The organism is Kitasatospora sp. MMS16-BH015, from assembly GCF_002943525.1.
Taxonomy (GTDB): Bacteria; Actinomycetota; Actinomycetes; order Streptomycetales; family Streptomycetaceae; genus Kitasatospora.
Window position 1 is genome coordinate 1 of sequence record NZ_CP025394.1, and the last position, 26,603, is coordinate 26,603.

Annotated in this window: 17 protein-coding genes and 7 pseudogenes; 13 read left to right on the plus strand and 11 right to left on the minus strand. The window is 73.4% G+C overall.

Annotated features, from left to right (window positions below):
* Nucleotides 1–211, minus strand: a pseudogene (locus CFP65_RS40360) (2-polyprenyl-3-methyl-5-hydroxy-6-metoxy-1,4-benzoquinol methylase); the annotation flags it as partial.
* A gap of 155 nt (nucleotides 212–366) precedes the next feature.
* Nucleotides 367–798 (minus strand): annotated as a pseudogene (locus CFP65_RS42320) (hypothetical protein); the annotation flags it as partial.
* A 595-nt stretch (nucleotides 799–1,393) separates the two neighbouring features.
* On the opposite strand from CFP65_RS42320, the pseudogene CFP65_RS42325 reads away from it, so the two are divergent.
* The 6 genes and pseudogenes from CFP65_RS42325 to CFP65_RS40375 form a co-directional block, all read left to right on the plus strand.
* A pseudogene (locus CFP65_RS42325) lies at nucleotides 1,394–1,885 on the plus strand (hypothetical protein); the annotation flags it as partial.
* A 212-nt stretch (nucleotides 1,886–2,097) separates the two neighbouring features.
* Nucleotides 2,098–2,694: a hypothetical protein gene (locus CFP65_RS40370; protein WP_254552127.1), complete on the plus strand. Its 597-nt coding sequence runs from the start codon at nucleotides 2,098–2,100 to the stop codon at nucleotides 2,692–2,694.
* Nucleotides 2,695–2,909: 215 nt separating this feature from the next.
* A pseudogene (locus CFP65_RS42330) lies at nucleotides 2,910–3,113 on the plus strand (zeta toxin family protein); the annotation flags it as partial.
* Nucleotides 3,114–3,163: 50 nt separating this feature from the next.
* Nucleotides 3,164–3,901: a zeta toxin family protein gene (locus CFP65_RS42335; protein ID WP_104814142.1), complete on the plus strand. Its 738-nt coding sequence runs from the start codon at nucleotides 3,164–3,166 to the stop codon at nucleotides 3,899–3,901.
* Nucleotides 3,823–4,122 (plus strand): annotated as a pseudogene (locus CFP65_RS42340) (zeta toxin family protein); the annotation flags it as partial. The gene CFP65_RS42335 and the pseudogene CFP65_RS42340, both read left to right, overlap by 79 nt.
* A 37-nt stretch (nucleotides 4,123–4,159) precedes the next feature.
* Nucleotides 4,160–4,675: pseudogene (locus CFP65_RS40375) on the plus strand (zeta toxin family protein); the annotation flags it as partial.
* Between the two features lie 337 nt (nucleotides 4,676–5,012).
* On the opposite strand, the gene CFP65_RS00040 reads toward CFP65_RS40375, so the two are convergent.
* Nucleotides 5,013–5,258, minus strand: coding sequence for a hypothetical protein (locus CFP65_RS00040; protein ID WP_158701935.1), 246 nt, complete (start codon nucleotides 5,256–5,258; stop codon nucleotides 5,013–5,015).
* An 873-nt stretch (nucleotides 5,259–6,131) separates the two neighbouring features.
* Here CFP65_RS00040 and CFP65_RS00045 point away from each other — a divergent pair.
* Together CFP65_RS00045 and CFP65_RS00050 are read left to right on the plus strand one after the other, a co-directional pair.
* Nucleotides 6,132–7,475: a TIM44-like domain-containing protein gene (locus CFP65_RS00045; RefSeq protein ID WP_104814146.1), complete on the plus strand. Its 1,344-nt coding sequence runs from the start codon at nucleotides 6,132–6,134 to the stop codon at nucleotides 7,473–7,475.
* Between the two features lie 1,900 nt (nucleotides 7,476–9,375).
* A complete protein-coding gene (locus tag CFP65_RS00050) occupies nucleotides 9,376–9,627 on the plus strand; it encodes a hypothetical protein (protein ID WP_104814147.1) in 252 nt (83 codons plus the stop codon).
* On the opposite strand, the gene CFP65_RS42345 is transcribed toward CFP65_RS00050, so the two are convergent.
* From CFP65_RS42345 to CFP65_RS00065, 3 genes are all read right to left on the minus strand, one after another.
* A complete protein-coding gene (locus CFP65_RS42345; protein WP_158701936.1) occupies nucleotides 9,548–10,099 on the minus strand; it encodes an NUDIX domain-containing protein in 552 nt (183 codons plus the stop codon). The genes CFP65_RS00050 and CFP65_RS42345 overlap by 80 nt on opposite strands.
* Nucleotides 10,096–10,767 carry a DUF402 domain-containing protein gene (locus CFP65_RS00060; protein ID WP_158701937.1) on the minus strand — a complete coding sequence of 224 codons (672 nt, stop codon included), beginning with the start codon at nucleotides 10,765–10,767 and terminating at the stop codon, nucleotides 10,096–10,098. The genes CFP65_RS42345 and CFP65_RS00060 overlap by 4 nt, the downstream gene beginning before the upstream one ends.
* A gap of 813 nt (nucleotides 10,768–11,580) precedes the next feature.
* Nucleotides 11,581–12,216: a TetR/AcrR family transcriptional regulator gene (locus CFP65_RS00065; protein ID WP_104814149.1), complete on the minus strand. Its 636-nt coding sequence runs from the start codon at nucleotides 12,214–12,216 to the stop codon at nucleotides 11,581–11,583.
* An 89-nt stretch (nucleotides 12,217–12,305) separates the two neighbouring features.
* Between CFP65_RS00065 and CFP65_RS00070 the strand changes: the two genes are divergently transcribed.
* The 3 genes and pseudogenes from CFP65_RS00070 to CFP65_RS42350 form a co-directional block, all read left to right on the plus strand.
* Nucleotides 12,306–13,862 (plus strand): FAD-dependent monooxygenase, encoded by a 1,557-nt coding sequence (locus CFP65_RS00070; RefSeq protein ID WP_104814150.1) that lies wholly within the window; start codon nucleotides 12,306–12,308, stop codon nucleotides 13,860–13,862.
* Between the two features lie 523 nt (nucleotides 13,863–14,385).
* Entirely contained in the window at nucleotides 14,386–14,826 is a 441-nt protein-coding gene (locus tag CFP65_RS00075; protein WP_104814151.1) for a hypothetical protein, read from the plus strand.
* Nucleotides 14,827–15,678: 852 nt separating this feature from the next.
* Nucleotides 15,679–16,005, plus strand: a pseudogene (locus CFP65_RS42350) (zinc-binding dehydrogenase); the annotation flags it as partial.
* Between the two features lie 105 nt (nucleotides 16,006–16,110).
* Here CFP65_RS42350 and CFP65_RS00085 read toward each other — a convergent pair.
* Genes CFP65_RS00085 through CFP65_RS00100 form a run of 4 tightly spaced genes read right to left on the minus strand, consistent with a single transcriptional unit; the run spans nucleotide 16,111 to nucleotide 21,194 of the window.
* Nucleotides 16,111–18,117 carry a hypothetical protein gene (locus CFP65_RS00085; protein ID WP_104814152.1) on the minus strand — a complete coding sequence of 669 codons (2,007 nt, stop codon included), beginning with the start codon at nucleotides 18,115–18,117 and terminating at the stop codon, nucleotides 16,111–16,113.
* A gap of 10 nt (nucleotides 18,118–18,127) precedes the next feature.
* Nucleotides 18,128–18,991 (minus strand): carbohydrate ABC transporter permease, encoded by an 864-nt coding sequence (locus tag CFP65_RS00090; RefSeq protein WP_104814153.1) that lies wholly within the window; start codon nucleotides 18,989–18,991, stop codon nucleotides 18,128–18,130.
* Nucleotides 18,988–19,878, minus strand: a complete 891-nt coding sequence (locus CFP65_RS00095; RefSeq protein ID WP_104820523.1) for a carbohydrate ABC transporter permease — start codon at nucleotides 19,876–19,878, stop codon at nucleotides 18,988–18,990. Before CFP65_RS00095 ends, CFP65_RS00090 begins: the two co-directional genes overlap by 4 nt.
* Before the next feature lie 5 nt (nucleotides 19,879–19,883).
* Nucleotides 19,884–21,194 (minus strand): sugar ABC transporter substrate-binding protein, encoded by a 1,311-nt coding sequence (locus tag CFP65_RS00100; protein ID WP_254552129.1) that lies wholly within the window; start codon nucleotides 21,192–21,194, stop codon nucleotides 19,884–19,886.
* A gap of 160 nt (nucleotides 21,195–21,354) precedes the next feature.
* Between CFP65_RS00100 and CFP65_RS00105 the strand changes: the two genes are divergently transcribed.
* Both CFP65_RS00105 and CFP65_RS00110 read left to right on the plus strand, forming a co-directional pair.
* Nucleotides 21,355–22,566, plus strand: a complete 1,212-nt coding sequence (locus CFP65_RS00105) for an ROK family transcriptional regulator (RefSeq protein WP_217368113.1) — start codon at nucleotides 21,355–21,357, stop codon at nucleotides 22,564–22,566.
* A gap of 287 nt (nucleotides 22,567–22,853) precedes the next feature.
* Nucleotides 22,854–25,697: a ricin-type beta-trefoil lectin domain protein gene (locus tag CFP65_RS00110; protein ID WP_104814154.1), complete on the plus strand. Its 2,844-nt coding sequence runs from the start codon at nucleotides 22,854–22,856 to the stop codon at nucleotides 25,695–25,697.
* On the opposite strand, the gene CFP65_RS42355 is transcribed toward CFP65_RS00110, so the two are convergent.
* Nucleotides 25,594–26,394, minus strand: coding sequence for a serine protease (locus CFP65_RS42355; RefSeq protein ID WP_104814155.1), 801 nt, complete (start codon nucleotides 26,392–26,394; stop codon nucleotides 25,594–25,596). The two genes, CFP65_RS00110 and CFP65_RS42355, sit on opposite strands and share 104 nt — an antisense overlap.
* Nucleotides 26,395–26,603 lie beyond the last annotated feature (209 nt).

Genomic DNA, 26,603 nt, shown 5'->3' on the forward strand with positions numbered 1-26,603 from the left:
CGGAGGTGGACCGGGTGCGGACCATGCGCACCTCGTCGAGCAGGCCGAGGGAGTAGCGGAGCATTTCCGCCAACTTCGGTCGCAGGCCGAGGAGTCGGAGTTCGACGCCGTTTTCGCGGGCGGTGTGGACGAGGCGTTCGCGGTTGACGAACAGCCGGTGGTCGTGGGTGCCGCGCGGCGGGCGTCCGGCGACGGGCAGGTTCTCGGCCACGGTGATGGAGACGAAGCGGGCGAGGGCGGTGTCGGCGATGGGTGTCGACGACGAGCGTGCCGCCGGGGCGCAGCACCGGCAGGCCTGCGCCACGACCGTGTAGGGGTCGGGGACGTGTTCCAGGCACTGGCCGGCGGGACGACGTCGAAGGACTCGTCGTCGAAGGGCAGGTGGGTCACGTCGGCGCGGACGGTCTCGGCGAAGCCGTGGCGCAGCGCTTCGCGTAGTGACAGTTCGGAGAGGTCGACGCCGACCGTGTGGTATCCCTTGGCGGCCGCGTGGGGCCGAACAGGCCGCCGCCGCAGGCGATGTCGAGGAGGCGGGCGCTCCCGTCGCGGGCTGGGGGGACGAACTGGGCGCGGGCGCGGGCGTCCAGCCCAGCGGGGGCGAGGGCGCCGCGGGCGGGTCCCCACCACTGGTCGGCGAGGCCGTCGTAGTCGGCGATGAAGTCCTTCCTGATGCCCGGGACGACGACGCCCCGGGCCCCCGCCGAGGCCACCGACGCCGTGCCGGTGCCCGACTGCATCCTCCACAGCCACCGGAGACCGCGACCGGTCCTGCACCACCTGCTGGAGGAGGACACCCACCGCCAACCTCTGGGTCGACCACGTCCTCGACGAGGAGCACTTCCCCGCGTTCGTCGGAGGAAGGTGCGGCGGGCGGCGGCCGTCCCGCCGCTGTCCGACACCCTGGTCGCCCTGTATTCCTCGTCATCCGCCGCCCCGCAGGGGCCACCCCCTTCGTACTGGCCCCCGTCCTGGACGCCCCCCGTGCCAGTACCTCGTCGGCGGTCTTCGCCGCCGCCCCCACCACCGACACCCCCGCCATCGCCGGGACCCGGCGCGTCCTGCGGGACCTGCTGGACGCCTGCGCCGACGCCGGCGGCCGCCCCTACCTCTACGGCACCCACGACCTCGACACCGGCCTGCTCCACCGCATCTACGGCGCCCCCGCCCTGGACCGCCTGCGGGAAACTGGCGCACCGAACTGGCCCTGACCCACTTCAACCGCCGCGCCTTCGGCGACTTGCGCCTGTAACCCCGCCCGCCGACCGCTCGACGATCCCGACCCCGGCGGCGGTCACCGCCACCCACCACCGCCCCGGTCCCGAACCCCGGACCGCCGGTCCCGAACCCCGGCCGCCGGCCCCACGGCACCCCGCCGGGGACCACCACGACCCCCTTGACCCCCACGAGAGGGCGACACCCGTGCAGACCCCGGACACCGACTTCGGCCGCTCGCTGCGCCTCGTCCCGCACACCGTCCGACGCGTCGGCCAGGACGGCACCCCGCAGGAGCTCATGCGCACCGCCGCCGCCTCCGGCCAGGACACCGCCGTCCGCGGCAACGGCCGCTCCTGCAACACCAGACCCTCACCGCCGGCACCTCCTGGACGACCGCCTCCCCCACCACGCCACCGCCACCGCCACCGAACCGCGCTTCGTCGACTCCCCGCCGGAGAACACCTCGTCGAAGTCCCCACGGCCTCACCTGGCTCGCACTGGAACACTGGCTGGCGGCCACGGCCGCACCGTCCCGGTCCTGCCCGGCTACCTCGACCTCACCGTCGGCGGCACCCTGTCCATCGGCGGCTTCGGCCTCGGCTCCCTCCGCCACGGACTCCAGATCGACCAGGTCCACCGGATCGAACTCGTCGACGGCCACGGCCGCACCCACACCTGCTCCCGGCAGGAGAACCCCGAACTGTTCCGCCACGCCCTCGGCGGCCTCGGCCAGGTCGGCCACCTCACCACCGCCGTCCTGCGCACCACCGCCCGCCCCGCCCACACCCGCGTCACCCGCATCCCCCACACCGGCCTGGCCGACCTCACCGCCCACCTGCCCCGCGTCGCCGCCGACCCGAACGCCGCCGGCTACTTCGGCATGTGCGACCGCCAGAGCTGGTACTCCCAGATCTCCCTCACCCCGAAGCCGACGAAAGCACCCTCACCACCCCCGTCCTCACCCTCCCCGACTACACCGACCTCCTGCACGGCGAAGTCGCCGGCCACCTCGCCCCGCTCCTCCACACCCCCACCCACGCCAACCTCTGGGCCGACTACGTCCTCGACGAAACCGGCCTGCCCGCCTTCACCGCCACGCTGGAACACCTGCTCGCCGACTCCGCCCTCGCCGAAAGCCTGATCAGCCTCTACTTCCTGATCGTGCGACGCCCCCGCCCCGCCACCCCCTTCGTCCTCGCCCCGTCCTGGAGGCCCCGTCCAGTACGGCATCGGGGTCTTCGCCTCCGCCCCCCTCACCGACACCCCCGCCATCACCGGCACCCGCCGCGCCCAGAACCGCCTCCTGCACGCCTGCGCCCGCACCGGCGGCCGCCCCTACCTCTACGGCGCCACACCCTCACCCAGGACCTCCTCCACACCTTCTACGGCACCCCCGCCCTCACCCGCCTGGAAGAACTGCGCACCGAACTCGCCCTGACCCGCTTCAACCCACGCGCCTTCGGCGGCCCCCGCCCCTGACCCACCACGACACCCCGACAGAAACCCCTGACACGGCGCCACCACCGGCCGGTGCGACCGCAGGCGGCCGGCACGACCGCAGGCCGGCTCGCAGGAAAGCAGGTGCCCCGGCCGTGGATCACGCCCGACGAGACAGGGGTACCGGGCTCCTCCAGGCAGCCGTGTCCGACCGCCTCCTCGACGAGGTGACCGCCGCTGCCTTCACCTCCGTAGCCGTGGCGCAGGCGGCGCCGGCGGTGGTGGTGCCGGTGGCCGGGCAGCCCGGCGCCGGGACGACCACGGCCGCCGACCAGGTCCAGGCCGCGCTCGACACCCGTGGTGGCGCGGTGCGGGTGGCCGCCGACCTCTACAAGCCCTTCCACCCCCACGACGCCCGGCTGCTCGCCGAGGACCCGCGCACCGCCGGCGCCCGGGTACGTGCCGATGTCCGGGTACGTGCCGATGTCCGGGTACGTGCCGATGTCCGGCGGTGGCAGGCGGCGATGGAGCACCTGGTACGAACCGACGGCTCGACGCCGTGGTGGAGACCGCGCTGTCCTGCCCGCACGAGCCGCGCGAGGACACGGCCGCCTACCGCCGGGCCGGACACCGGGTGGAGGTCGTGGTGGCGGCGACGGCGCCCGCGTGGAGCCGGCTCGGCCTGCTGGAACGCTTCCTCGGCGACGGCGACGGCGACGGCGAGGGCGCGGCGCGGTTCGTCTCCCGGGCCCACCACGACGCCTGCACCGCCAGGCTGGGGCACCCGCCGGCGGTGCCGGAGGCCGAGTACCCGGCCCAGCAGGTCAGCGTGGTGCGCCGCGGCCTCGACCCCCTCTACCCAACGAACTCCTCCCCGGTCCGGCATGGGACCGGCCCCCGCAGGCCGCCGCCGTCCTCACCGCCGAACACCGACGACGGTGGGACGCGACCGAGAGCACGCGCTTCCACCAGCGGCCCGCCGACGCCGGACTGCGCGTGCGCACCCGGCCGCTCACCCCCGGGCAACGCCCGACCCCCGACGCCTTGTCCGCCGACGCCTTGTCCGCCTCCGCCCGGCCGCCGGCCGAGCCGGTGCAACGCCTCGCCCAGTCCGATCCCCGACCGGGCCGCACGGACCGCCACCGCCTCGCCCCGAGCCACCACGCCCAGGTGTACCGGCGCATCGTCCTGCCCGCCCTCGGACAGATCGAGCCGAGCCGGTCCGGACAGCCGACGGCCGTGTTCGTGACCGGGCAGCCCGGTGCGGGCAAGACCGCCGCCGCCGAAGCCGCCCGCGCGGCGTTGCCGGGCTCCGTCCGGCTCCCCAACGGGGCATTCAAGGAAGCCTATCCCGACCACACCCCCCTGCTGAGCCTGAACCCGCGCACCGCCGCGACCACCATCCGCACGGCCCACACCCAGTGGGCCGGGCAGGCCGAGGACCTGGTCCGCGGGCGCGGCGCCGACACCGTCCCGGAAGGTCGCCCCCGGCAGGGCCGACACGGTCCCGACCCGAGCGGCGGCCTTCCGGGAGGCCGGGTACCGGGTCGAGTTCCGGGTGCTGGCCGTGCGCGCCGCCCACAGCCGCCAGGGCACCGCCCTGCGCTACGCCACCGCCCTGCGCCGGGGAACCCCGGCCCGCTTCACCACCGCCTCCGGACACGACACCTGCTATCGGGCGATTGCTGACGTCGTCGAAGCTGCCGAGCACCACCCGGCCGTCGACCGGCTGACCGTCACCGACCGGGACGGCAAGGCGCTGACGGCGGATCCGGTCACCGGCCAGGGTCCGGCCGCACTGCCGGCCGCCGGGCGGCTGCGCCCCTACACCTCCGCCGAGGCGCAGCGATTCCCGGCCCGGCAGCGGTTCCCGGCCGGGCGGCGGGAGCTGACAGCCGTGCTGCCGCAGCACCGGGTGGAGCTGGAGGAGAACACGGCGCCGGGTCGGCGGCTGACGCCCGGCCAAGGCTGCCCCGGGCGGGCAGGCAGGCCTCGGCGGGCCTTGCCCCGGGATACGGTTTGAGGGCCGCGACCGGCGGGCTGGTGGGTCCGGGGACGTCAGGCGCGCGCCAGGACGCCACCGGCCGGACCGCCCAGGCCGTGACCTCCGCTGGCCAAGCACGTCGCCTCGGCAGCCCCGCCTGGTGCCATCCATGCGGCTCATGGTCCACAGGCACGACGCCGGCACGGCACTCCCGAACCCACCAGCCGGCCCACCCGCCACCCGCCGCCCGCCCCGCCCGACGTCAGACGTCAGACGTCAGACGGGCAAACGACCCGCACCGCCAACACCACTTGCCGCCGCCGAACCCGCCACGACCCGCACCTCCCGCAACCCCCCTCACCGGACCCGACACCCGTCAGCGGGCGAGCGGACCGTGACGGCGCCGGCCTCCCGCCCACCGCGCCAGAGCCCCGGCCACCGCGACCAGCGTGGCCGCCCACAGCACACTGAAAACGATCAGCGCGAGCAGCGGAACCGGCTGAGCCGCGATCAGCGCCGTGCCGACCGACGCCGCCACCAGCACCACGAGCGCCATCCCCGAAACGTTCTGCAACCCCGCCACCAGACCCCTCACCGTCGGCCTGCCGTCCTCGTACGCCACCTCGACCACCTCCACACCCGAACACCCACCCGCAAAAGCCCCACCCCACCCCTGACCCCATTCTCCGACCGGCACACCACCACCGCCCCCCACCCGGCCCGGCACCCAGCACCCGGCACGAGGAACCACACCGGGCGAGGAACCACACCGGGCCGGGCAGCAGCACCCCCGGCCGGGCGAACAGGAACACCCCGGGACACCCGACGCCGGGCATAGACCGGACCCCGGGCGCAGACCCGGAGGTCCTCGCGCTGTCCGGGGCCGCGACGGCGACCGGCTGCCGGCTGCCGCTCAGCCGCGAGCCGACGCCGGCCCCGGAGCGCGCCACCCCGGGCACAGACCGGACGCAGAGACCACGCGCCGACGAGACCACCGCCGCCCGGCAGCGGGGAGGCGCCCCCCGACGGCCAGACCCGGCAGACAGGTCAGACGAACAGGTCAGACTCAGCGGCGCAGCAGGCAGGCCAGACTCGAGGCTCAGGCAGCTCGGGCTCGGCGGCAGCGCAGCAGGCAGGCCAGACTCGAGGCTCAGGCAGCTCAGGCTCGAGGCTCAGGCTCGGCGGCAGCGCAGCAGGCAGCGCAGCAGGCAGGCAGGCAGGCAGGCAGGCAGGCAGGCCAGACTCGAGGCTCAGGCAGCTCGGGCTCGGCGGCAGCGCAGCAGGCCGACGGCGGGCGGGGGCCTCGGCCGGGCCGGGGACCGGCCGTCGGCGGCGCCGGCACGCCGTCGGCTGCCGACCGCGGCGGTCCTGCCAGCCCTGCCCAGCCCAGGCGGGCGGGAAGCCTCGAAGCCCCGGCCGGACGGCTTGTAGGCTGCCCGGCAACAGTTCCAACTCTTGGGGGATGACCCGGGTGCGTGTCGGTCGGTTGACGGGTGTGGCCGCTGGAGTCCTCGCGCTGAGCGGCCCCACCGCCGCGTACGCCCGCGGCGGGGGCGGCAGCCACGGATTCAACGGAGGCGGCGGAGGCGGGGGCGGGGGCGGGGGCAGCCACGGCGGCGGAACCCACGGATGGACCGGCGGCGGGTTCGGCCACGGCTTCGGCGCAGGCTTCGGACTCGGCGCCGGCGGCCTCGCGGCACTGGCGGTCCTGGTCGCCGTCCTGCTCCTGATCTGGTGGCTGCGCTCCCGCCGCCGCAGAGCCGGACGCGCCGAAGGCCTGAACACCGCCTCCGACCGCACCGCGCACCGCGCCGACACCCAGGCCCGCGAACGCGCCACCCACATCCAGGCCCGCGTCGACGCACTCGCCGACACCGACCCCACCTTCGACCGCGCCGCGCTCGAGCACCGCATGGCGCAGCTCTACACGGATGCCCAGCGCGCCTGGACCGCTCACGACCAGGCCGCCCTGCACGACATCCTCTCCCCCGCCCTCTACACCAAGTGGACCGAGGAGCTCGACGACTACGCCTCCCGCGGCGAAACCAACATCGTGGAAATCCTCACCGGCCCCGACGTCGAACTCGTCAACGTCGCCAACCGCGCCGGCGAGACCAACGACACCGTCACCTTCCGCATCACCGCCACCCTCACCGACTACGTCCGCCGCGCCGACGGCACCCACGCCACCCGCAAGGACGACTCCACCCGCCCCGTCGAATACTGGACCCTCCGCAAAAACCAGGCCGGCACCTGGACCGTGTCCTCCGTCGAACAGGCCGCCGAAGGCGCCCACCACCTCACCGACGCCATCGAAACCGACGCCTGGGACCAGAAGGACATCGCCCGCCAAGCGACCCTCGAAACCGCCGCCAAAACCAGCGTCACCGCGGGCGTGAGCGACGTCCTGTCCCTCACCAACCTCTCCTGGACCACCGACGCCGACACCGCCGCCGCCGACCTCAGCGTCCTCGACCCCCGCTTCGACCGAGCCGTCCTCGAAGTCGCCATCGAACGGTTCCTCGAAGAGTGGATCATGAACGACGGCAGCCTCGACTTCACCTCCCACCGCACCCCCGACCGCACCGTCCTGCGCCACGCCCGCATCACCTCCGTCACCGTCCGCTCCCTCCTGACCCGCGACCCCGTCACCTTCCACGTCGCCGCCACCGCCCACGGCATCGCCTACACCGTCGACCGCCGCACCGAACAGGTCCTCACCGGCGACCCCCACCACCCCGCACCGATCACCCTCACCCTCGACCTCACCCTCAACCCCGACACCGGAACCTGGACCACCACCAACCCCACCCTCACCCCCACCCCCAACCCCGGCTGAGCCAGCTCGCACCCGCCCGACTGAGCCCGCCCGCACCAGAGGGCCACGGGATCCGGGAGGGGGCACGGCACACCCACAACCGGGGCATGCCGGCCCGGAAACCGCCGACCACGAGTCCGCGGCCGCCCCGGCCCGGACACCGGCACGGAGCACACGGCCGCCCCGGAAAGACCGCCGGGCACACGAGCGAGCGGACGGGGCCCCGGAAAGGCCCCGGGGCACACGAGGGAGTGGGCGCTCCGGCACCAAGAGGCCGCCGACACCGGCAGGGCCGCCACCGCAGGACACGATCACGCGGCAGCACACGACCACTGCCGCAGGCCAGGACCAGGCCAGGACCAGGCCGCAAGGCCGCACCCGACGGGCGTGCCCCCGCTCCGCGGTGACGACACCACCACAAACCGGTGACATCCCCACCACCCGTCAGCACCGGCCCCACCATCACCCGGCCACACCCCGGCGGCAGCCCGGCCACACCCAGGCCACACCCCGGCAGCAGCCCGGCGGCAGCCCGGCGGCCCCGGCATCGCGGACCCCACTCCACCCGGCCCCACCCCCACCCGGCAAAGCCACCACCAGCCCCCGCCACCGCCCTGCGGGACCTGCTCGCCACCCACATCGAAACGGACGACCACGTCGCAGACCGCCCGGATCCCAAAGGCCGGAGCCAGCCAAGGCAACCAGATCCTTTGCGACGCACCCAGCCCTGGCCTTCGCGTCGTCGATCCCCACCCGGCCACGACGAGACACCCCCGGCGGGCGAGTGCGCGGCCGAAGACCACGGCGCCCGACCGGGACAGAGAACCCGGCCCAGGCCAGGACACCCCCGGCCGCATCAGAGCCGCTCGGCAACGACCTCGACACCGGCCGCCAGCACCGCCGCGACCACCTGACGAGCCACCACCTCGTCACACACCGTCAGCACCGTCCCCGAACCGTCCCGCCGACACGGCAGACGACCACCACCGGCCTCCAGCAACCGCCAACGGTGACACCCAGTTGGTCCACAACGGCGCCAACCCCGCCACGGCCAGCGCCACCCGAACCGCCTCCACCGCCGCCCGGGCACGACGCCCCACCGAAACCACCGCGGCGGCCGCGCGCAGGACGACACCCCGCACACGACCCCCCGGGGGGGACCTCCAACTCCACCGGCCGGCCACCAGCGAGAGCCTCCCACACCTCCCCCACCGGACAACCGAACACAACCACGTCCCCAAGAACAACGGACACCACCCCCCCGACCACCCAACCCCGACACGCCACGGCTCAACCCGACCGAACCGAGCCGCAACCCGCCCGGCCGCTCCGCGGTCCGGCCCGCACGAACGGTCACCTCCACGCCGCCCCAGCACACCGCATGAACCCACGGAACCGCGACCACCCCGGCGCCGGGTCCTTCCCCGGCACGAGACGCGGCGCCGGCGAGGGACCCGGTGCCGGCGAGGGACCGGGCAGCGTCCGGCCGTGGGCGCGGGCCACCGAGCCCGGCCAGGACCCCCAGCACCGTCCGCTCGTCCGACCCGAAACGCAGGGTCCCCACCTGGCCCGGCAGCACGACCCCGACCCCCGGCAGCAACTCGAACACCCGCCGGTCGTCCACCACCACCCGCCCCCGACACAAGCAATCCCCACCCACCCCCGCACAGACCACGCCCGACGACACCCCGCAACGGACCGGACACCGGCCGGCGGACCGCACCACTCCCGCCACCGCCCACCGGGCCGTCCGAGGCAGAGGTCCAGCGCACCGGGGCCGCCGCACCCCGGTCCGGGATCCGCATCAGCTGATAGATACCTGTTGCATCGTCACATCAGTTGCTACAGTCCCGCCTTGCCGAGATCCGGCACCGCACGGGCCAGCATGCCGCCGCTCCACCGACGAAGACGGAGAACAGCCGTGACCTCACTGCCCCGCCGCATCGCCGCCGTGTCCCTGACCGCCGCCACCCTCCTCGCCGGCGCGGGTGCCCTCACCACCGCTTCGGCCGCGAGCGGGTACTTCGTCGGCACCGGCCGGGACTCGTACACCGCCCGCCAGGCCGCCTACAGTCAGGCGAACGCCGCAGGATTCACCGCCAGCCAATGCGACCTGGACACGGAGACCCTCGCCCCGCACTACTACCAGGCCACCCTGACCTGCACCAACTGACCATGCCCGCAAGCCCCGCGCACGACGGCGCACGGGCATGCGCACCGTCCGGGCCCACCCGCGTGAGGGGCAACGGGCAGACGAACGAGAACGCGAATCCGCCTGCCGGTCCCACCGCCGGCGCCTGGCCGGGGTCGTCCTGCTCGACCGACGCGACGCCCTCCACCGGGTGGTCGGTCAGGTGGGCGACGCAGACCAGGTGACGGCGCCAAAACGGCTCCGTCTCGCCGGGCCGATCGGTCTCCTGGTCCTGGGCGAAGCGCGGCACCGGAGGCACGGGCAGCATCGCCAGGTCGAGGCCGAGCTCCTCGAGGAGCTCCCGGCGCAGCGCATCGACAAGGTCCTCGCCGTCCTCGACCAAACCGCCGGGCAGCGAGTGCGGGAGGCCGGCCTCCCACCGGCGGCGGATCAGGGCCACGCGGCCGTCGTGGACCAGGGCCGTGCACACCCACACGGGGATCGGCGCGGTCACCGGCCGATGGCCGGGGCGTCGGCGTGATCGGGCAGGGTCGGCAGCGGCCAGGCCGGGTCCGGTGCCCAGGCGGGCCAGCCGCCGGCGAACGGCCCGGTGCGGTTGTCGAGCATGGCGATCGCCCGCCCTTGGGCTTGCTCCACCTGATGGTGGAGAAAGTCGTCGATCACCCCGGGGCGGCGCAGCCGGCTGTACTCGTGGCGGTCCTTCCACTGCTGCCCCGACAGGTCGGGGGCGAGGACCAGGTCGAGGGCGAGGTCCATGGTGTCGATGCCGCCGGCGTGGCGCTGGTAGGGCTTCTCGAAGTTGACGTACCAGCGCAGCGGCTCGTGGGTGGTGGCGTCCTGGAAGCAGTGCACGGAGAACCACTCGCAGGCCAGGAAGTGGGACAGCGGTCGGTGCCGGTCCACTGGTAGCGGCCGAGGGTCCAGGTGCCGGCCGCCAGGTCTTCGAGGGCCTGCTTGCGGGTGGTGTCGTCGCCGGTGCGGGTCGCGGTGGTCCAGGTCGTCGGGGACAGGCCCTCGATCCCCGGCCAGTAGGCCAGCCAGGGTCAGCACGCGGCCGGTGTCGTCGATCACCCGCTGGGGCATCGCGGTCCACACCCGGCCGGCGTGGACGTCGCGGCGCAGCACGGTGGTGCCGGGCTGGAACAGGCTGGTGTCGGTCACGGGGCAATCCTTCCCGGTCCCGAGACCGGGAAGCCCGCTCGGGTGTGCGATCGGATCGGTCACCGGGGAGGGCGCCCGGCGGTGCACGCCGGTTCGTGCCACGTCGCAACGGACCGGCGTGCCGCCCTCGCGGCAGGCGTACCGGGTGCGGTGGTCGAGGCCGTCCAGGCGGTCACCAAGCAACCGGGCGTCGCGTGAGAGGAGATGGTCCGCACCGTTGCGGCCCGCCCCCGAGCAGCGCGAGCGCCTCGCCGCCAGGTACGCCACCGCCCGCTGACCCCGGGGGCTGCCGAAGCGCGAGCAGGTCGAGGCCATCGTGCGCCCGGTCGACCCGAAACTGCTCGCAGAGCGGTGGAAGTCCGCTGCTTGGCAGGGGAGTTGTGAGGGGAAATTCCGTGGTGGTCACCGCTGCCGCCGCGCGTCTCCAGGAGACGGGTTCGGCCTCCTTCGAGGGGAAGCGACATCTCGTGCCGCTATGCCGTCCAGGACAAGACCTGGGTGACCGGCTCTGGCAAGGGGCCCTGGGAGGTCTGCTTCGTCGAGGCCGACGCCGACACCCTCAGAGCGTCGACCCCGCCGAGACCCCGACCGAGGCGAAGGCCGAGGCGAAGGCCGAACCAGCACTCGCACGGACGGCCCGGCGGCCCGGCAGGGCCCTGCCACGGGTCGGCTCGATTGCCTCGCCCGCATCGCCGGCGCATCCTCGAGCGGCGTCAGCGGTCAGGGCGCGGTCCGTGGTTCAGCCGTGGTCCAGCACGGAATCAGCCCGACGTCCGCGCTCGAGACCGCCGTCGTGCGGACGGCGTGGCCGGTTCAGGGTGCGAGTGCGGGGGCGAGGCCTTCGGCGAGCAGGCGGAAGGCTCGGTCGGTGGCGGCGACGGCCTCCGGGTAGACCTCGTCGGCCGAGCGGCCGGCTGCCAGTCGGTCGCTGACCAGGCCGGCCAGGGTGTGCAGGACCGTGATGACCTGGACGGCGGCGAGGCGGGCGGTGAGGTCGTCGGCGCCGGCTTCGCGCAGGGCCTCGGCCAGGGCGGTCACGCTGCGCTCGCGGTAGCGGATCAGACGCTCGGTCAGGCCCCCCGTCCCGGTGACCAGGCGGTAGAAGGCCACCGCCTCGGGGTCGGAGGTGAGCGCGGTGTTCGGGTCGCGCCGCGCCAGCGCGTCGAGCTGGTGGGCGTGCAGGGCGGCCAGCGGGGCGGTGCCGGCCGGGCGGGCGCGGACCACCCGGGCGGCCTCGTCCTCGTGGTCGGCGAACCGGTGCAGGACCAGGTCCTCCTTGCTGGGGAAGTAGGTGAACAGGGTGCGCTTGGAGACCTCGGCCGCCTCGGCGATCTCCACCACCGACACCTCGTCGAACCCGCGCCGCAGGAACAGCCCGATCGCCACGTCGGCGATCAGCTGCCGCGTGCGCTGCTTCTTGCGTTCCCGCAGTCCCAGGTGTTCGGCCATGCGGCCACTCTAGCAGCCCGTCCCGCACTCAGTAGATTTTTGCACCGAGTGCAGTTATAGTCTGGGTTACCGAATCGAGGAGGCACAGCATGAACACCGAGACCGTCGAGGTCCTCGTCGTCGGGGCCGGGGGCGCGGGCCTGACCCTCGCCACCGAGCTCGCCCTGGCGGGCGTGTCCGCCCTGGTGCTGGACCAGCGGCCCGGCCGCGACCCGCAGTCCCGGGCCGGCGCGATCCAGCCGCGCACCGCCGAGGTGCTCCAGCTGCGCGGCCTGCTGGAGGAGGCGCTCCAGCGCTCCGTCGGCCGGCCGACCACGGGCGGCCACTTCGCCGGGCTGCCGGCTCCGCTGGACTACTCCGCCTGGGACACCCGCCACCCCTACCCCGTCAGCCTCCCCCAGGACCGGCTGGAGGCCGTCCTGGAGGAGCGCCTGGCGCAGCTGGGCGGGCGGATCCTGCGGCTGCACCGCGTGGTCGGCCTCCACCAGGACGGCGACGGCGCGACGGTCACCGCCGACACCCCGCAGGGCCCCCGCACCTTCCGCGGCCGCTACCTGGCCGCCTGCGACGGCGCGCACAGCGGCCTGCGCAAGCTCGTCGGCGCGGCCTTCCCCGGCCAGGCCGCCACCCTGCGCAGCGCCAGCGCCGACCTGGTGCTCAGCGGCCCCGTCGACGACGGCGCCGACCACATCAGCGGCCAGATCCGCACCTCGCCCGCCGGGCACTTCACCCTGCTGACCCCACTGGGCGGCGGACTGCACAAACTCCTCTTCTCCGGCCCCGAGACCGCCCTGGCCGAGCGGGACGCGCCGGTGACGGCCGACGAGGTCCGCGCCGTGCTGAAGGCCACCCACGGCCCGCGGGTCGACGTGGTCGAGCTGCGCCACGCCTCGCGCTTCAGCAACGCCAGCCGCCAGCTGGAGCGGTACCGGCACGGCCGGGTGTTCTTCGCCGGCGACTCCGCGCACATCCACCTGCCGGCCGGCGGCCAGGGTCTCAACCTCGGCGTCCAGGACGCGTTCAACCTCGGCTGGAAGCTGGCCGCCGTCCTGCGGGACGGAGCCGGCGAGCAGCTCCTGGACACCTACCACACCGAGCGGCACCCCGTCGCCGCCCGGGTGATCACCCTCACCCGCGCCCAAGGCGCCATCATGGGCCCGCAGCGCGACGGCGGACTGGCCGAACTGCGCGAGGTGCTCACCGACCTGATCCGCCTGCCCGAGGCCAACCGCCACCTGGCCGGAATGATGTCCGGCCTCGACCTGCGCTACCCCATGCCGCAACACGGCGACCACCCACTGCCGCAGGACAGCGACCACCCACTGCCGCAGGACGGCGACCACCCGCTGCTCGGCCTGCGCATGCCCGACCTCGACCTGACCGTCGACGGGCACCCGGTGCGCTTCAGCGACCTGACCCGCACCGGCAAGGGCGTCCTCCTCGAACTCCGCGCCACCGACCTGACCACCGCCGACCCCTGGAACCGGCGGATCACCCGGGTCCGGGCCACCGTCGAGGCCAACGACACCGGCCCGACGACCGACACCGAGGCACTGCTCGTGCGCCCGGACGGCTACGTCTGCTGGGCCGGCGGCCCCGGCCTCACCACCGCGCTGAACCACTGGTTCGGCCCGGCCACCACCTGAACCGAACCCGAGCCCGGCGCCAATCGCGGGAGACACCGCCGAGCGTCCGTCAACCGCGGCTTCTGCAGACGATCCCACCGGCCCGTGGTGGGGAAACCGGGCATCCGGCGGACACGGGCGTGCTCCAGCCGAAGAGGGAGCGGACGGAACCATGCCGGGGCCGGCTTCGTCTCACTGCCATAGGGATGGTGTTCCGGTACGTGGCCAAGACTGCCGTCGTGTCGGCTCTGGTGGTGGCGATTTCCACACGTTCGCACCGTCGCACCCGGCCCGGACGGCCCGGGCGGCCCCTCCTCCCGGTCCTCCGTTCTTCACCGGCTATACCGGGCAAGTCATCGTCGGCGCGGACGACCGCGCGCTGACGATCGGCCCTTTCGGCGCGATCGGCGGCACGTGCGGCGACACCGCGACGCCTATCGCGACCGAGTCCACGGGAGCGGTCGCACTCGGCATCGAATACACCCCGCAGGCCCGCTCCATACCCGTCGGGCTCTGCGCGGCAGCCCAGACCGCAGCCGGCTCCGTGCAACTGGCCCAGCCCCTCGGCCACCGCGCCCTCGTGGACCGCGCCACCGGAGCAGCGCTCAAGTCCTTCGACGGACGCCGACTGCTCCATCCCGCCCGCATCCCGGCCGGCTACCGGCTGAGCTACACCGCTCCGCTCGGCGCGGCCACCACCGGGGCGGTCCAGCACTGGCAGTCGCCCACCGCGATCGGCGACCTGTCCCTCACCCAGGTCGACGGCCCCCTGAGCGCCGCCGTCAACGCCGTCGGCCTCGGCCTGCACAACCCGTACCGGAGTTCACCACCGCTGGTGGTCCACGGGCACCCCGCGATCCAGTTCGACTACTCCGGCGCGATCGCCTGGTCCGAGAACGGCGAGACGATGCTGCTCCTGTGGACCAGACCCGATCCCCCACCAACCGCCACCGCCACCGCCGCCATCGCCGACAGCGGCACGTGAGAACGCACCGGGCAACAGGAACGCCCGAGGCGACCAGCAGCGCTTCACACGGGCCTGGGAGGTCCTCACGGACAACACACAACCCAACCTGCACCCGCGAACCCCCGGCCGATCGGGACAGCGAAGGCGGCCACCTTCCCCGAAGCCCGTCGCCCGACCGCCCAGGCACTGGACGGCGAGCAGCTCGCCGGGACCTTGACCCAGGCGCAGGCCGAAGCTGCCTGCGCCTGCGGAAGCCGACCGCCCGCCCGGCCGCCCTCCCCCTCGCCCCTCCTCTCCTCGGCCCGTGGCGCCGCGAAGCGAGCCCGCCGGGCCACCGGCCAGCGGACCGTCCCGACGCCGCCGGCGCGCACCATCGGGTGGCCGCGACCTTGTCTCCGCTCCTGCTCTGCACGCTGGCTCCCCTGGGCGGCTCCGGGTGGAATCCGAGCCATGCCGGTCCGCGGAAATAGGGCCCGACGCCACCGGTTGACCGATGCTCAGATGGAGGCCGCTGCCGTCACCCACGTGGACCTCACCTTGACTTCCGGAACCTTCGCCCATCGACCCGCGCTTCCCTTCACCCCCGGTACGGCGGGAGTCGGCAGGGTCGTCGGCGGAGAGGAGGGGTTTGCGGGCCGACGTGTCCTGGCCCGGGGCACGGACGTCGGTCTGGAGCGTCCGGGGACCCGGGCCGAGCTGATCGCCGTTCCCCTCACAGGAGTGCGTGGTGTGCCGGAGAGCGTCGGGGCGGCCCTGGCCGCCACCTGCCACTCGCCCATGACCAACGCCTGGGCCGCCGTCGACCCGATCGGCCGCGTCCGCCCGGGCCACCGTGTCCTGGTGACGGGAGCCTCCGGCGGGGTGGGCTCCATGGCAGTCCAGCTCGCCGCACGTGCCGGCGCCCACGTCCTGGCCGCTGTCCGCAGTGAGGAGGAAGCGGCCGCCGCGGTGCTCGGCGCGGCACCCGAGATCCTGATCGGCCGCGGTCCCGACGCGCTGGCCGCAGCCAATGCCGATGCCGATGCCGAGGGAGGCATCGATGTCCTGATGGACACCGTGGGCGGCGACACGGTACCCACCTTCCCGAACGTGATGCGGCACGGTGGCCGTGCCGTCCTGGTCGGCTACGTCGCCGGTACCACCCTGAGCGTCGATCTGCCGTCCCTGCTGGCCCGGGACATCGCGCTCCTGCCGGTGAACATGGTCCGCCGCCGAGTTCCCGACGACGTCTTCCACTCCCTGCTGGAAGAACTCGGCAGCGGCCGACTGAAGATGATCACTCAAGGCGCAGGCTCGGACACGTCACCATTCGACGACCAGCCACCCTCTGTGCGGAAGCGATGCTGCCAAGGCGAGTTCAGCGCCATGACGCCGCAGCTCTACCGGTGTGGGTGCAGTCAGTGGAGCCAGCAGCGTCGCCTCTGGGTCGGTCGGCGCAGCGTGTGGGAGCCGCAGTCGTACCCGTGCGGGGTCGGCGCTGCCGTTGGCGATGGCGAGCCGGGTGGCGCCGTCCGTGTGGGACAGGTGTGGGATCAGCAGCGGGCCGCCGGTGACCAGCGGCAGCGCCGGGCGCTCGCCCTCGGCGTAACGGACGGCGCGGTGCAGCAGGCGTTGCCCGGTGTCGTCACAGGGCAGCAGCTCGAGCGCGGTCGCGGCCAGCACGGCGGCCCGGCCGCCGAGCGGGTTGGTGAACGCCGTCCGGCCTGGGCCCCACGGCAGGCCGTCCGGCGTCCGGATCTCGGTCCACACCTGCGCGCCGGGCGCCGGGGCGAGCCGGGCGAGCGCCGGCTGGACGTTCACACTGAGCGGCACGCCGCCGTCCAGGACGTGCTCCTCGGCGTAGACCTGGTCACCGTCGGACTGCTCGCGGCTGACCAGGACGGCGTCGGTCAGACCGATGAGGGGGCCGTGGCCGCGGCGGACCAGGATTTCGGCGGCGGTGCCGTCCAGCAGCAGGCCTTCGCCGAGCAGCGCGCGCAGTCGGTCGTCGGTGAATGCGTGGGCGTGCTGCCCGAAGAGGGCCTGGACGGGCGCGGCGGGGTCGGCGGTGACGGGGACGCCGTAGCGCAGCAGCCAGTCGGCGACTGGGGCCGGGTCGGCCGCGGCGGCCAGGGCGGTCAGGGTCGCCCTCGTGCTGTGCGCGTGGGTGGCGGCGTCGGGGCGGACGGCGAGGCCGACGCCGGCGGTGGTGGCGGCCTGGTCGCCGTAGCGGTCGGCGAGCCAGTCGAGCGCGGGGCGGGAGCGCCGCAGCAGGGCGGTGACCTGCGGGTGGCGGGCGGCGCGGCGGGTGTTCATGGGGTGCAGGTTGAGCAGCAGCGCGTGCGAGCCGGCGAGTTGGGCGGCGGCCAGTTCGGACCAGGTCTGGGTGTCGGATTTGGACCAGGCGGTGTGCGGCCAGTTCTCGATCTCGGGCTCACTCCGCGCGGCGCCCGGGCGCAGCGCCCGCTGCAGCTCCAAGGACCAGAGCTGGCGGGAGAGTTCCCGGCCCGGGGTGTCGCTGTAGGGGGCGAAGTGCGGGCGGTGGGCGACGCGTCCGCGGATCGCGAGGGCGTCGAAGAGGGCGGGCCAGTCGCGGCCCTCGACCGAGTGGGCGTCCAGGCCGGAGCTCATCAGGCCCAGCGTGCTGCGTCCGCCGGAGCGGAGTGCGACCTCGGCGGCGAGGGCGGCGGCGACCTCCACTTGCGCGTCGCGCCAGACCTGTTGCAGCTGGGCGCGCCAGGGGTGCGGCGGGCCGGGGGCGGTGACGGCGGCGACCAGTTCGGCGCGGCCCACGGCCTGCCCGCTCAGCGCGGCGAAGCGGTCCAGCATGAGGGGTTCGAAGCCGCCGCCCCACTCGAGCGGGGCGTGGTTGTGGTAGCGGAAGTCGTCCTCCAGCCACAGCACCCGGAAGCCCAGTTCGGCGAAGCGCCCGTAGTGGGCGAGCAGCCAGGCGCGCCACTGCGGGCAGGCGAAGGAGGCCTGGGCGGCGGCGACCTGCCCGGTGGGCGAGACCATGGGGGCGAATCCGAGCCTGTCCAGGGTGCCGTGACGGCCCCGGTCCGCGTGGCCGACGGTGACCCAGGGGTTGAGGCTGACCGCGAGCCCGGCGTCGGCCAGGATCTGCCGCGCGGTGGCGGCGGCCTCGAACCAGGCGTCCTCGGCGGGGCCGGTCGGGTGGCCGGCGAAGGCCTCCTCGGCGCCGGTGAGCAGCACCACCTCGCTCACGCCGGCTTCGGCGCAGACGCCCGCGAGCTCCGTCGCGTCGGCGGCGACCCGGGTCGGGGCGGGGCCGGCGTGGATCTGGAACCTCAGGTGGTAGCGGGCGGGCATGCCACTCCCCTCATCTGACGCTCCCCGCGACCAGGCCGGAGCGCCAGTACCGTTGCAGCGAAAGGAACATCACGACCAGCGGCACGACCGAGACGGCGGCGGCGGTGATCACGACGTTGAACGGCACGGCGTCCCCGATGCCGCGCTGGGCCTGCCAGCCGACCAGGCCGACGGTGACCGGCTGGAGCCGGTCGTCGGCCAGCATCAGGGCGGGCAGCAGGTAGTTGGACCAGATCGCGACGAACTGGAAGAGGAAGACCGTCACCAGTGCGGGCGACATCAGCCGCACCGCGATCGTGCCGAAGATCCGCACCTCGCCCGCGCCGTCGACACGTCCGGCCTCGAGCAGTTCGTCGGGGACGGAGGCGGCGGCGTAGATGCGGGCGAGGTAGACGCCGAAGGGGCTGACCATGCTGGGGATCAGGACGCCCCAGTAGGTGTTGACCAGGTGGATCGGCGAGAAGAGCAGGTAGAGCGGGATGGCCAGCAGTGGCTGGGGGACCAGGACCGCGGCGAGCACGATGTTGCCGGCCAGTTCCCGGCCGCGGAAGGCGTATTTGGCCAGAGCGTAGCCGGCCAGGGCGGAGACCGCGGTGGAGACGGCGGCGCCGCCGAGTGCGTACAGGGCGGTGTTGGCCAGCCAGGTGGTGTAGATGCCGCCCTGGCGGTCGAAGACCTGGCGCAGGTTGTCCGGCAGGACGAAGCGCCCGCCGAACCAGAAGCCGCCGGTGGCGAAGAGGTCGGAGTTGGTCTTGGTGGTGGAGACAAGGAGCCACCAGACCGGGGCCAGGAAGTAGACGGAGGCTGTGCCGAGTACGGCGAGGGTGACCCAGCGTCCGCCGCGCCCCTGCGGGACGGTGCCGATGGTGCTCATAGGGCGGCTCCCTTCCGCTGGACCAGGCGCAGGAAGCCGAAGGAGAGCACGAAGGCGAGCAGCGCGAGGATCACCGACTCGGTGGCGGCGTAGCCGAAGTTGTTGTCGTCGACCGCGTGGTACGCGGCGAAGATCGGGGTGTAGCTGGAGGAGAGATTGGGCGCGACGTGCTGGAGCACGGCCGGCTCGTTGTAGAGCTGGGCGGTGCCGATGATGGAGAAGACGGTGGTCAGCACGAGCGCGGGGCGGACGATGGGCACCTTGACGTGCCAGGCGATGCGCCAGGCGGAGCAGCCGTCCATCCGGGCGGCCTCGGCGAGCTCGGGCGGGATGGCCTGGAGCGCGGAGTGGATGATGAGCATGTTGTAACCGGTCCAGGCCCAGGTGAGCATGTTGCCGACGGTGGGGGCGAGCATGGCGTCCGAGGTGAGGTCCAGGTGCAGGCCCAGGGTGTGCGCGGCGGCGGTGATCGGACTGAGCCCGGGTGCGACCAGGTAGGACCACATCAGCGCGCCGACGACGCCGGGCAGCGCGTAGGGCAGGAAGAACGCGAGGCGGAAGAAGCGCTTGAACAGGGTGGAGCGGGCGTCCAGCAGCAGCGCGAGCAGCAGGGCCAGACCCAGCATCAGCGGCACCTGGACGACGCCGATCAGCAGCACCCGCAGCAGTGAGCCGCGGAAGTCGGCGTCGTGCAGCGCGTCGGCGTAGTTGGCGAGCCCGGCGAAGGTCTGGGTGGGCGGGGTCAGGCCGAGGCCGTCGCGGTGCGGCTTGAACAGGCTCTGGTAGACGGTCCAGCCGATCGGGGCCAGGTAGCAGAGCGCGAAGAGCACGGCGAAGGGCAGGAGGAACGCGGCGGCGGTGCGAGCCCGCCGCTGTGTGGGGCGCATGGCGGTCATCCCGAGACGCTCATCCCCTGCTGCCTGAGCTGGGCGACGGTCTTGGTCTGCACGGTGGTGAGCACGTCGGGGAGCTTGGTGGAGCCCTTGCCGCTGGTGCCGAGGCCGTCGCCGAGGTCGGTGGAGGTCTGGGTCATGGTGGGGCCCCAGGTCCAGGAGGTGTCGATCTGCGGGGTCTCGGCCTTGAAGACGTCGAAGATGACCTGGCCGCTGTAGAAGGGGTCGGGCTGGGTGAGCGCTGGGTTGGCCAGGCCCGCGGTGGCGGCGGGATAGATACCGGTGACCTTGATCAGGTTGCCGAGGCTGTCCGGGTCGGTGCTCATCCAGGTGGCGAACTCGGCGGCCTCCTTGGGGTGCGCGCATCCCTTGAGGACGACGGTGGCCGAGCCGCCGTCGTTGCCGTAGACGGGCTTGGCCGCGTCCCAGACCGGCATCGGGGCGACCGCCCACTTGCCGCTGCCGCCCTGGACGCTGGAGGCGAGGATGGGGGTGTCCCACACCGCGTTGACGTCCGAGAGGATCTTGCCCGAGGCCATGTCGGCGTACAGGCTCGGGTCGAAGCTGGGGTCGGTCTTGAGCAGCTTCGCGTCCAGCAGGCCCTGCCAGTAGCCGGCGACCTTCTGGTTGGCGGCGCTGTTGATGTCCACCTGCCAGGCGCCGCCACTGGCGCCGAACCAGGCGGCGCCGGCCTGCCAGGCCAGGCCCGCGTAGTTGTAGGAGTCGTTGCCGAAGTCGCCGAGGTAGACGCTCGGGTCGGCGGCGTGCACCTTGGCCGCGTCGGCGGCGTACTCGTCCCAGGTGGCCGGGGGCTTGGCGATGCCGTACTTGGCGAACAGGTCCTTGCGGTAGAGCAGCGCCATCGGGGCGGTGTCGACCGGCGCGCCGAAGGTCTTGCCGCCGATGGTGACCTGACCCCAGGTCCAGGCGGCGAACCGGGACCGGGCCGGGGCCATGTACGAGGTGACGTCCATCAGAGCGCCTGCGGCGGCGAAGCTGGGCATCGTCTCGTAGCCGACCATGCCCAGACACGGCGCGTTGCCGGCCTGGGCGGCCGTCAGCATCTTGGTGTAGCCGCCCTTGGAGCCGGACGGGATCTTGTCGAAGGTGACCTGCGCGTTCGGGTGCGACTCGTTCCACAGGGTGACGGACTGCTCGTAGCCGGGGGCCCAGCCCCAGAAGTCCAGCTTCACCGAGCCGGCCGTGGCAGGGTCGCTGCCGCTGCCGGACGACGAGCCGCACCCGGTGAGGGCTCCGAGGGTGAGAACGACTCCGGAGGATATGGCGATGGCGAGATGACGGCCTCTCACGTGGGTTCTCCCTGATGACGCAAGTGAAGGTGGAGGGTCTTGCCTGGCGCTCCCTCCTATTAGTTAAAGTAGGATCAGAAATAATTGAGGCGCTGTCAATACCCGCTACCGGGCTCGACAGCCCGACGGCTGCACCAACGTGCTGCGAGCGGAGGCGGACGTGAACGTGAAGCCGAGTGACCGGGCTTCCATCCGGAGGACGAACCTGGCCCTGGTGCTCCGGCTGCTCCGGGACGGCGGCCCGCGCTCACGCGCGAAGATCGCCGACGAGACCGGCCTGCCCCGGCCCACCATCACCAGCCTGGTGGCCGAGCTGATCGAGCTCGGCCTGATCCGCGAGGGCGACTCGGAGCGGGACGGCTCCGTGGGCCGCCCCGGCCTGCCGGTCGAGCTCGACGGCACAACGGTGTACGGGCTCGGCATCGAGATCAACGTCGACTACCTGGCGGCCGTCATCCTCGACCTGCGCGGCTCCGTCACCTTCGAGCGACGGATCGCTCTCGACGTGCGCGCCGCTGGGGTGCGGCTCGTCCTGGACCAGACGGCGCAGCTGATCCGGGAGGCCGCGGAGTCGGTGCGAGAACGCGGCCACCTTGTCGGAGCCGTCCTTGCCGCACCGGGGAACGTCGACACGGCCACCGGTGTCGTCGGCTACGCGCCCAACATCGGCTGGACCCGGGTCCGCGCAATCGACGAACTGCGGCACAGGCTCGGCCCGCAGGCCCCCGCCCTGCTTCTGGAGAACGACGCCAAGCTCGGCGCCCTCGCCGAGTACCTGGTCGCCGCCGCCTCCGACATCCACGACCTGATCTACGTCACCGGCGAGACGGGAGTCGGCGGCGGCATCATCATCGGCGGCCAGCTCCACCGCGGCGCCGGCGGCTTCGCCGGGGAGATCGGCCACATGCCGCTCTCCCCCGGCGGCCTCCCCTGCGCCTGCGGACGCCGCGGCTGCTGGGAGACGATGGTCGGCCTCGGCGCACTGCTGAGCCTCGCCGCCGACCCCGAGGACCCCGTGCACGACCCGTCCCTGGACGTGGAGTCCCGGCTCGTGGACCTGCGCCGACGGGCCGACGCGGGCGATCCCCGGACCGTCTCCGCGCTGGCCCGGATCGCCGACGACCTGGCACTCGGAGTGGCCCTGCTGGCCGACGTGCTCAACCCGCGGGCGGTGGTGCTGGGCGGCTGGTTCGCCGCCTTCGCCGACCACCTGCTGACACCCGTGCGAGAAGGCGTCGCCCGACGGGTCATGGCCCCCGACGCGGGCGGCTGCGAGGTGCTGCCCTCCACGCTGGGCTTCACCGCCCCCGCACGCGGCGGCGCCTGCCTGGCCCTGGACGCCGTCTACCGCGACCCGGGGGATCTCCGCTAGAAGGCAGCGCGGCCGAACCCCACGAGAAGGCCGAGCCGGGGAACGCTCTGGCGGATGCGTTCACCCGCCAGAGCTCTTCGCGCCCCGCAACCGTTGAACCACACAGTCCAGGGCCGCCCGGTCGGCAGTCCACCGCCGGCCGGGCACGGCCGTCGCGACGGTCGCCCTCCGGCTGCACGAACCGCTGAGCCCAAGAGGTTTCACGGCCACGGGTCTTGACGTCATGTCAATTAGTTCAGATCCTACTTGAACTAATTGGATGCGTTGGCGTCAACTGGGAGACCGGCATGAATGCTTCTGCGAAGCCACCCCTTGGACGACTGCGGAAAGCCCTCGGTGTGGCCCTGGTCTGCACGGCTCTGGGATGGCCGGGCGCCGCGCCTGCCGGCGCCGCCTCCGGCGTGCACCGGGCCGCCTCCGGCGCGGGGACCGTCACGCTGGGCGGGCGGTGTCTGGACGACGCGGGAGCCGGGACTGCGGACGGGAACGCCGTGCAGATGCTGGGCTGTGACGGCGCGAGCGGGCAGAACTGGAACTGGAACGGCGACGGGACCTTGTCCACGCTGGGCAAGTGCCTTCGGGTCATCGCCGGTTCGCACGCCACCGGCGCGCTGGTCGCGCTGTGGACCTGCAACTCCTCCGAGGCGGACCAGCACTTCGCGTACCTGCCCGACGGCACGATCTACAGCGCCGACTCCGGCAAATGCCTCGCTGTCCAGGGCGCGGTCACGGACGGCGCCGGAATCGGACTCGCCCCGTGCGACCCGTCCCGGTACGCGCAGGTCTGGGGTGCCGGCACGGCGCCCGCTCCCGGCTACGTCCTGTCCTCCGGGGCGGCGGTGAACTTCGCCAACCCCGACGACACACCAGCCGACGTCTTCACCGACAAGAACGGCCAGTTCTACTACCAGTCCTCCCACTCCCTCTACGGAGCGAAGGACAGCCGCCAGTGGGACTTCTACACCGGCAGCAACTTCGACACCGCGACCACCGCCGCCATCAGCGGCTACGGCACCAACAAGGACACCACGACCTTCTGCAACAACAGCCCCACGGGGGTCGCGGCCACCAACGCGCCCTCGGGCTCCGGCTACGCCGAGCGCAACTACTGCGACCTGAGCGGTGTCTGGGTCGACCCCGACACCGGCAACTGGTACGGCCTGGTCCACAACGAGTTCACCCCGCAGCCCTTCGGCGACGGCCTGCACTACGACGCCATCGACTACGCGGTCTCCACCGACCAGGGCCACACCTGGACCGTCATGGGCCACGTCGCCACCTCGCCCTACAGCACCAGACGCGGCGACACCACCCAGTTCCCCGGCTCCACCTACTACTACGGCGACGGCGACCAGCGGCTCTTCGTCGACTACGCGAGCGGCTACTTCTACGCCTTCTACGCCACCCGCGTCCTGGACAAGTCCGCCGGCGGCACCGTCTGGCTCCAGCATGTCGCCCGAGCCCCGATCTCCGGCAAGATGGCCGGCTCCAGCTGGCAGAAGTGGTACGACGGCGCCTGGTCCCAGCCGGGCACGGGCGGCAAGGAGAGCGACATCATCCCCGCCGACGGCGGGGGCCAGGGGTACCTCTCCGCCGGCGGCGACTACGCTCCCGCGAACACCGGCACGGTCGCCGCCCAGGTCTCGGCCGGGACGATGCCGGACAACTCGCAGCTCGCCGTCATGAACGTCGCCTGGGACGCCTACCTGGGCAAGTACATCGGCACCCCGCAGAACAACGTCGCGCAGGCCGACGGCACACTCACGCCCCTGCACTTCTACGCCACCGACAGCCTGGCAACGCAGAAGTGGACCGACCTGGGCCTGGTCACCGGCGATCCGAACGGCGCCTGGTACCGGTGGATGCTGGACCCCGCCAACCTCACCAGCTCCACCGTCGTCGGCCGCACCTTCCGCTCCTACTGCGCCTACTACTGCTCGACCGACACCGCCGAGTACAGCAACATCACCATCGACCCCGCGAGTTCGACGAACCTGCCGGCCGCACCGGTCACCGCCGGGATCACCTACCGCATCGCCGCGGGCAACGGCCAGGTCCTGGCCCAGAACGGCACATCGCTGCTCGCCGCCGCCGGCGCGGACGGATCCTCCGCGCAGAACTGGTCCTTCCGCTCCACCGGTGACGGCTTCTACACGATCGTCAACGCGGCGAGCGGGCAGGCACTCGGCGTCAACGCCGGCGGGAACGCGGGGCGCGCCTGGGGCGCCCCCGTCACGCCGACCACCCTGGGCGGCACCTCAAGTGTCGGTCAGCAGTGGTCGGTGCAGGCCGCGACCGGCGGGCTGCGCCTGGTCAACCGCTACAGCGGTCTGGCGCTGAGCCTGGACGCACGGGCCACCGCCGCCGTGGCCACCGCCCCCCAGCGGTCCTGGGACAACCACGGCACCACCGGCGACACCCGCCCCGCCTCCGGTCAGCTCCTGGGCCTCACCGCGACCGGCGGCAGCAGCGCGAACACCGTCACGGTCACCTCCCCCGGCCCGCAGAACGCCTCGGCCGGCACGGCGATCAGCCCGGTGCAGGTCCACGCGACCGACTCCGCCACCGGGCAGACCCTGCGCTACTCGGCGAGCGGCCTGCCCTCGGGGCTCACCTTGAACAGCACCACCGGCCTGATCACCGGAACGCCCAGCGGCAACGGCGCCTCGACCGTCCTGGTGACCGTCACCGACACCACCGGCGCCTACGGCACCGCCTCGTTCACCTGGAACGTCACCGGCACCGACCTCGCGCTCGGCCACCCCACCACCGCCTCCTCGGTCCAGTCCGGCACCAATGACACCGCCGCCCTGGCCACGGACGGCAACCCCGCCACCCGCTGGTCCAGCGCCTTCAGCGACCCGCAGTGGCTCCAGGTCGACCTGGGAGCCAGCCACACCGTCAACGAGGTCAAACTCGCCTGGGAAGCCGCCTACGCGACCGCCTTCCAGATCCAGACCTCACCGGACGGCACCGCCTGGACCACGGTCTACTCCACCACCACCGGCACCGGCGGCGTCCAGGACCTCACCGGGCTGTCCGGCACGGGCCGTTACGTCCGGATGTACGGGACCCAGCGCGCCACCGGCTACGGCTACTCCCTGTGGTCGTTCGAGGTCTACGGCAGCTGAACCCACTGAGCAGCCGCGCGGCCCGGTGAGGGCGGCGCCGCGCGGCACCGCCGCCGGGAGTGCGGGCGATTGGACCAAGCTGACCGGTGGCTGACCCGATTCGGCGACCGCCATCATGCCGATCACGCCGACGAGTTGCTCGTCCCAGGCCGGGCCACCACTCAAGCCCCGCGAGATCGGCCTGCACCCACCCGTGGGCCTGCTCCGCCCGCAGCACACCCGCGTGCCAGACCCCACCCGGCCGGCCGGCCGGGAAACCGAAGGCGCGGACGGGGTGCTCCCAGACCTCCTCCGCCTCGATCAGCCGCACCGGCCGGCCACCGGGCAGCGGGGCCTCCAACCGCAGCACCGCCACGTCCCCGCCGCCGGCCTCCCGGGCCGGCAGCCAGCGTTCGACGCTCGCGGCCACGCCCGCACCGTTCGCATCGGCGACAGCCCGCAACGGCAGATCCACCTCCAGCCGGGCGGCAGTCGCCGGCCGCTCCTGCGGCCGCAGCCCGAGGGCCGCCGACACCACGTGCGCACAGGTCAACGCCAGGTCCGGAGCGACCAGGAAGCCCAACCCCACCGCCTCGCCCCGACCGTCCCGCACCCGCAGCACCGCCGCCCTCGAAGGACGGCACGTGTCGCTCACCCACCTCCGCGTCCGCTCCGACCTGCCCGGAGCCGGACTGCCCGTCAGCACCCTGCCCACCACCGCCCACCGGGCGCTCGTGGACGCGGCCTCGCGCCGGCGCTACGACCTGGCCCGACGCGGACAGCCTTGGTCGCGAAGGTGTAAGAGCGCGGCACGCCACGCGAGGTGGTGCGCCACCAGACCGAGGCCGCCCGCTGGCCGCTGGCCAACCGGGTGGCGACGATACGCCCGGACGGCTCCCGGACCCGGTCAGGACCGTCTCCGGCCTG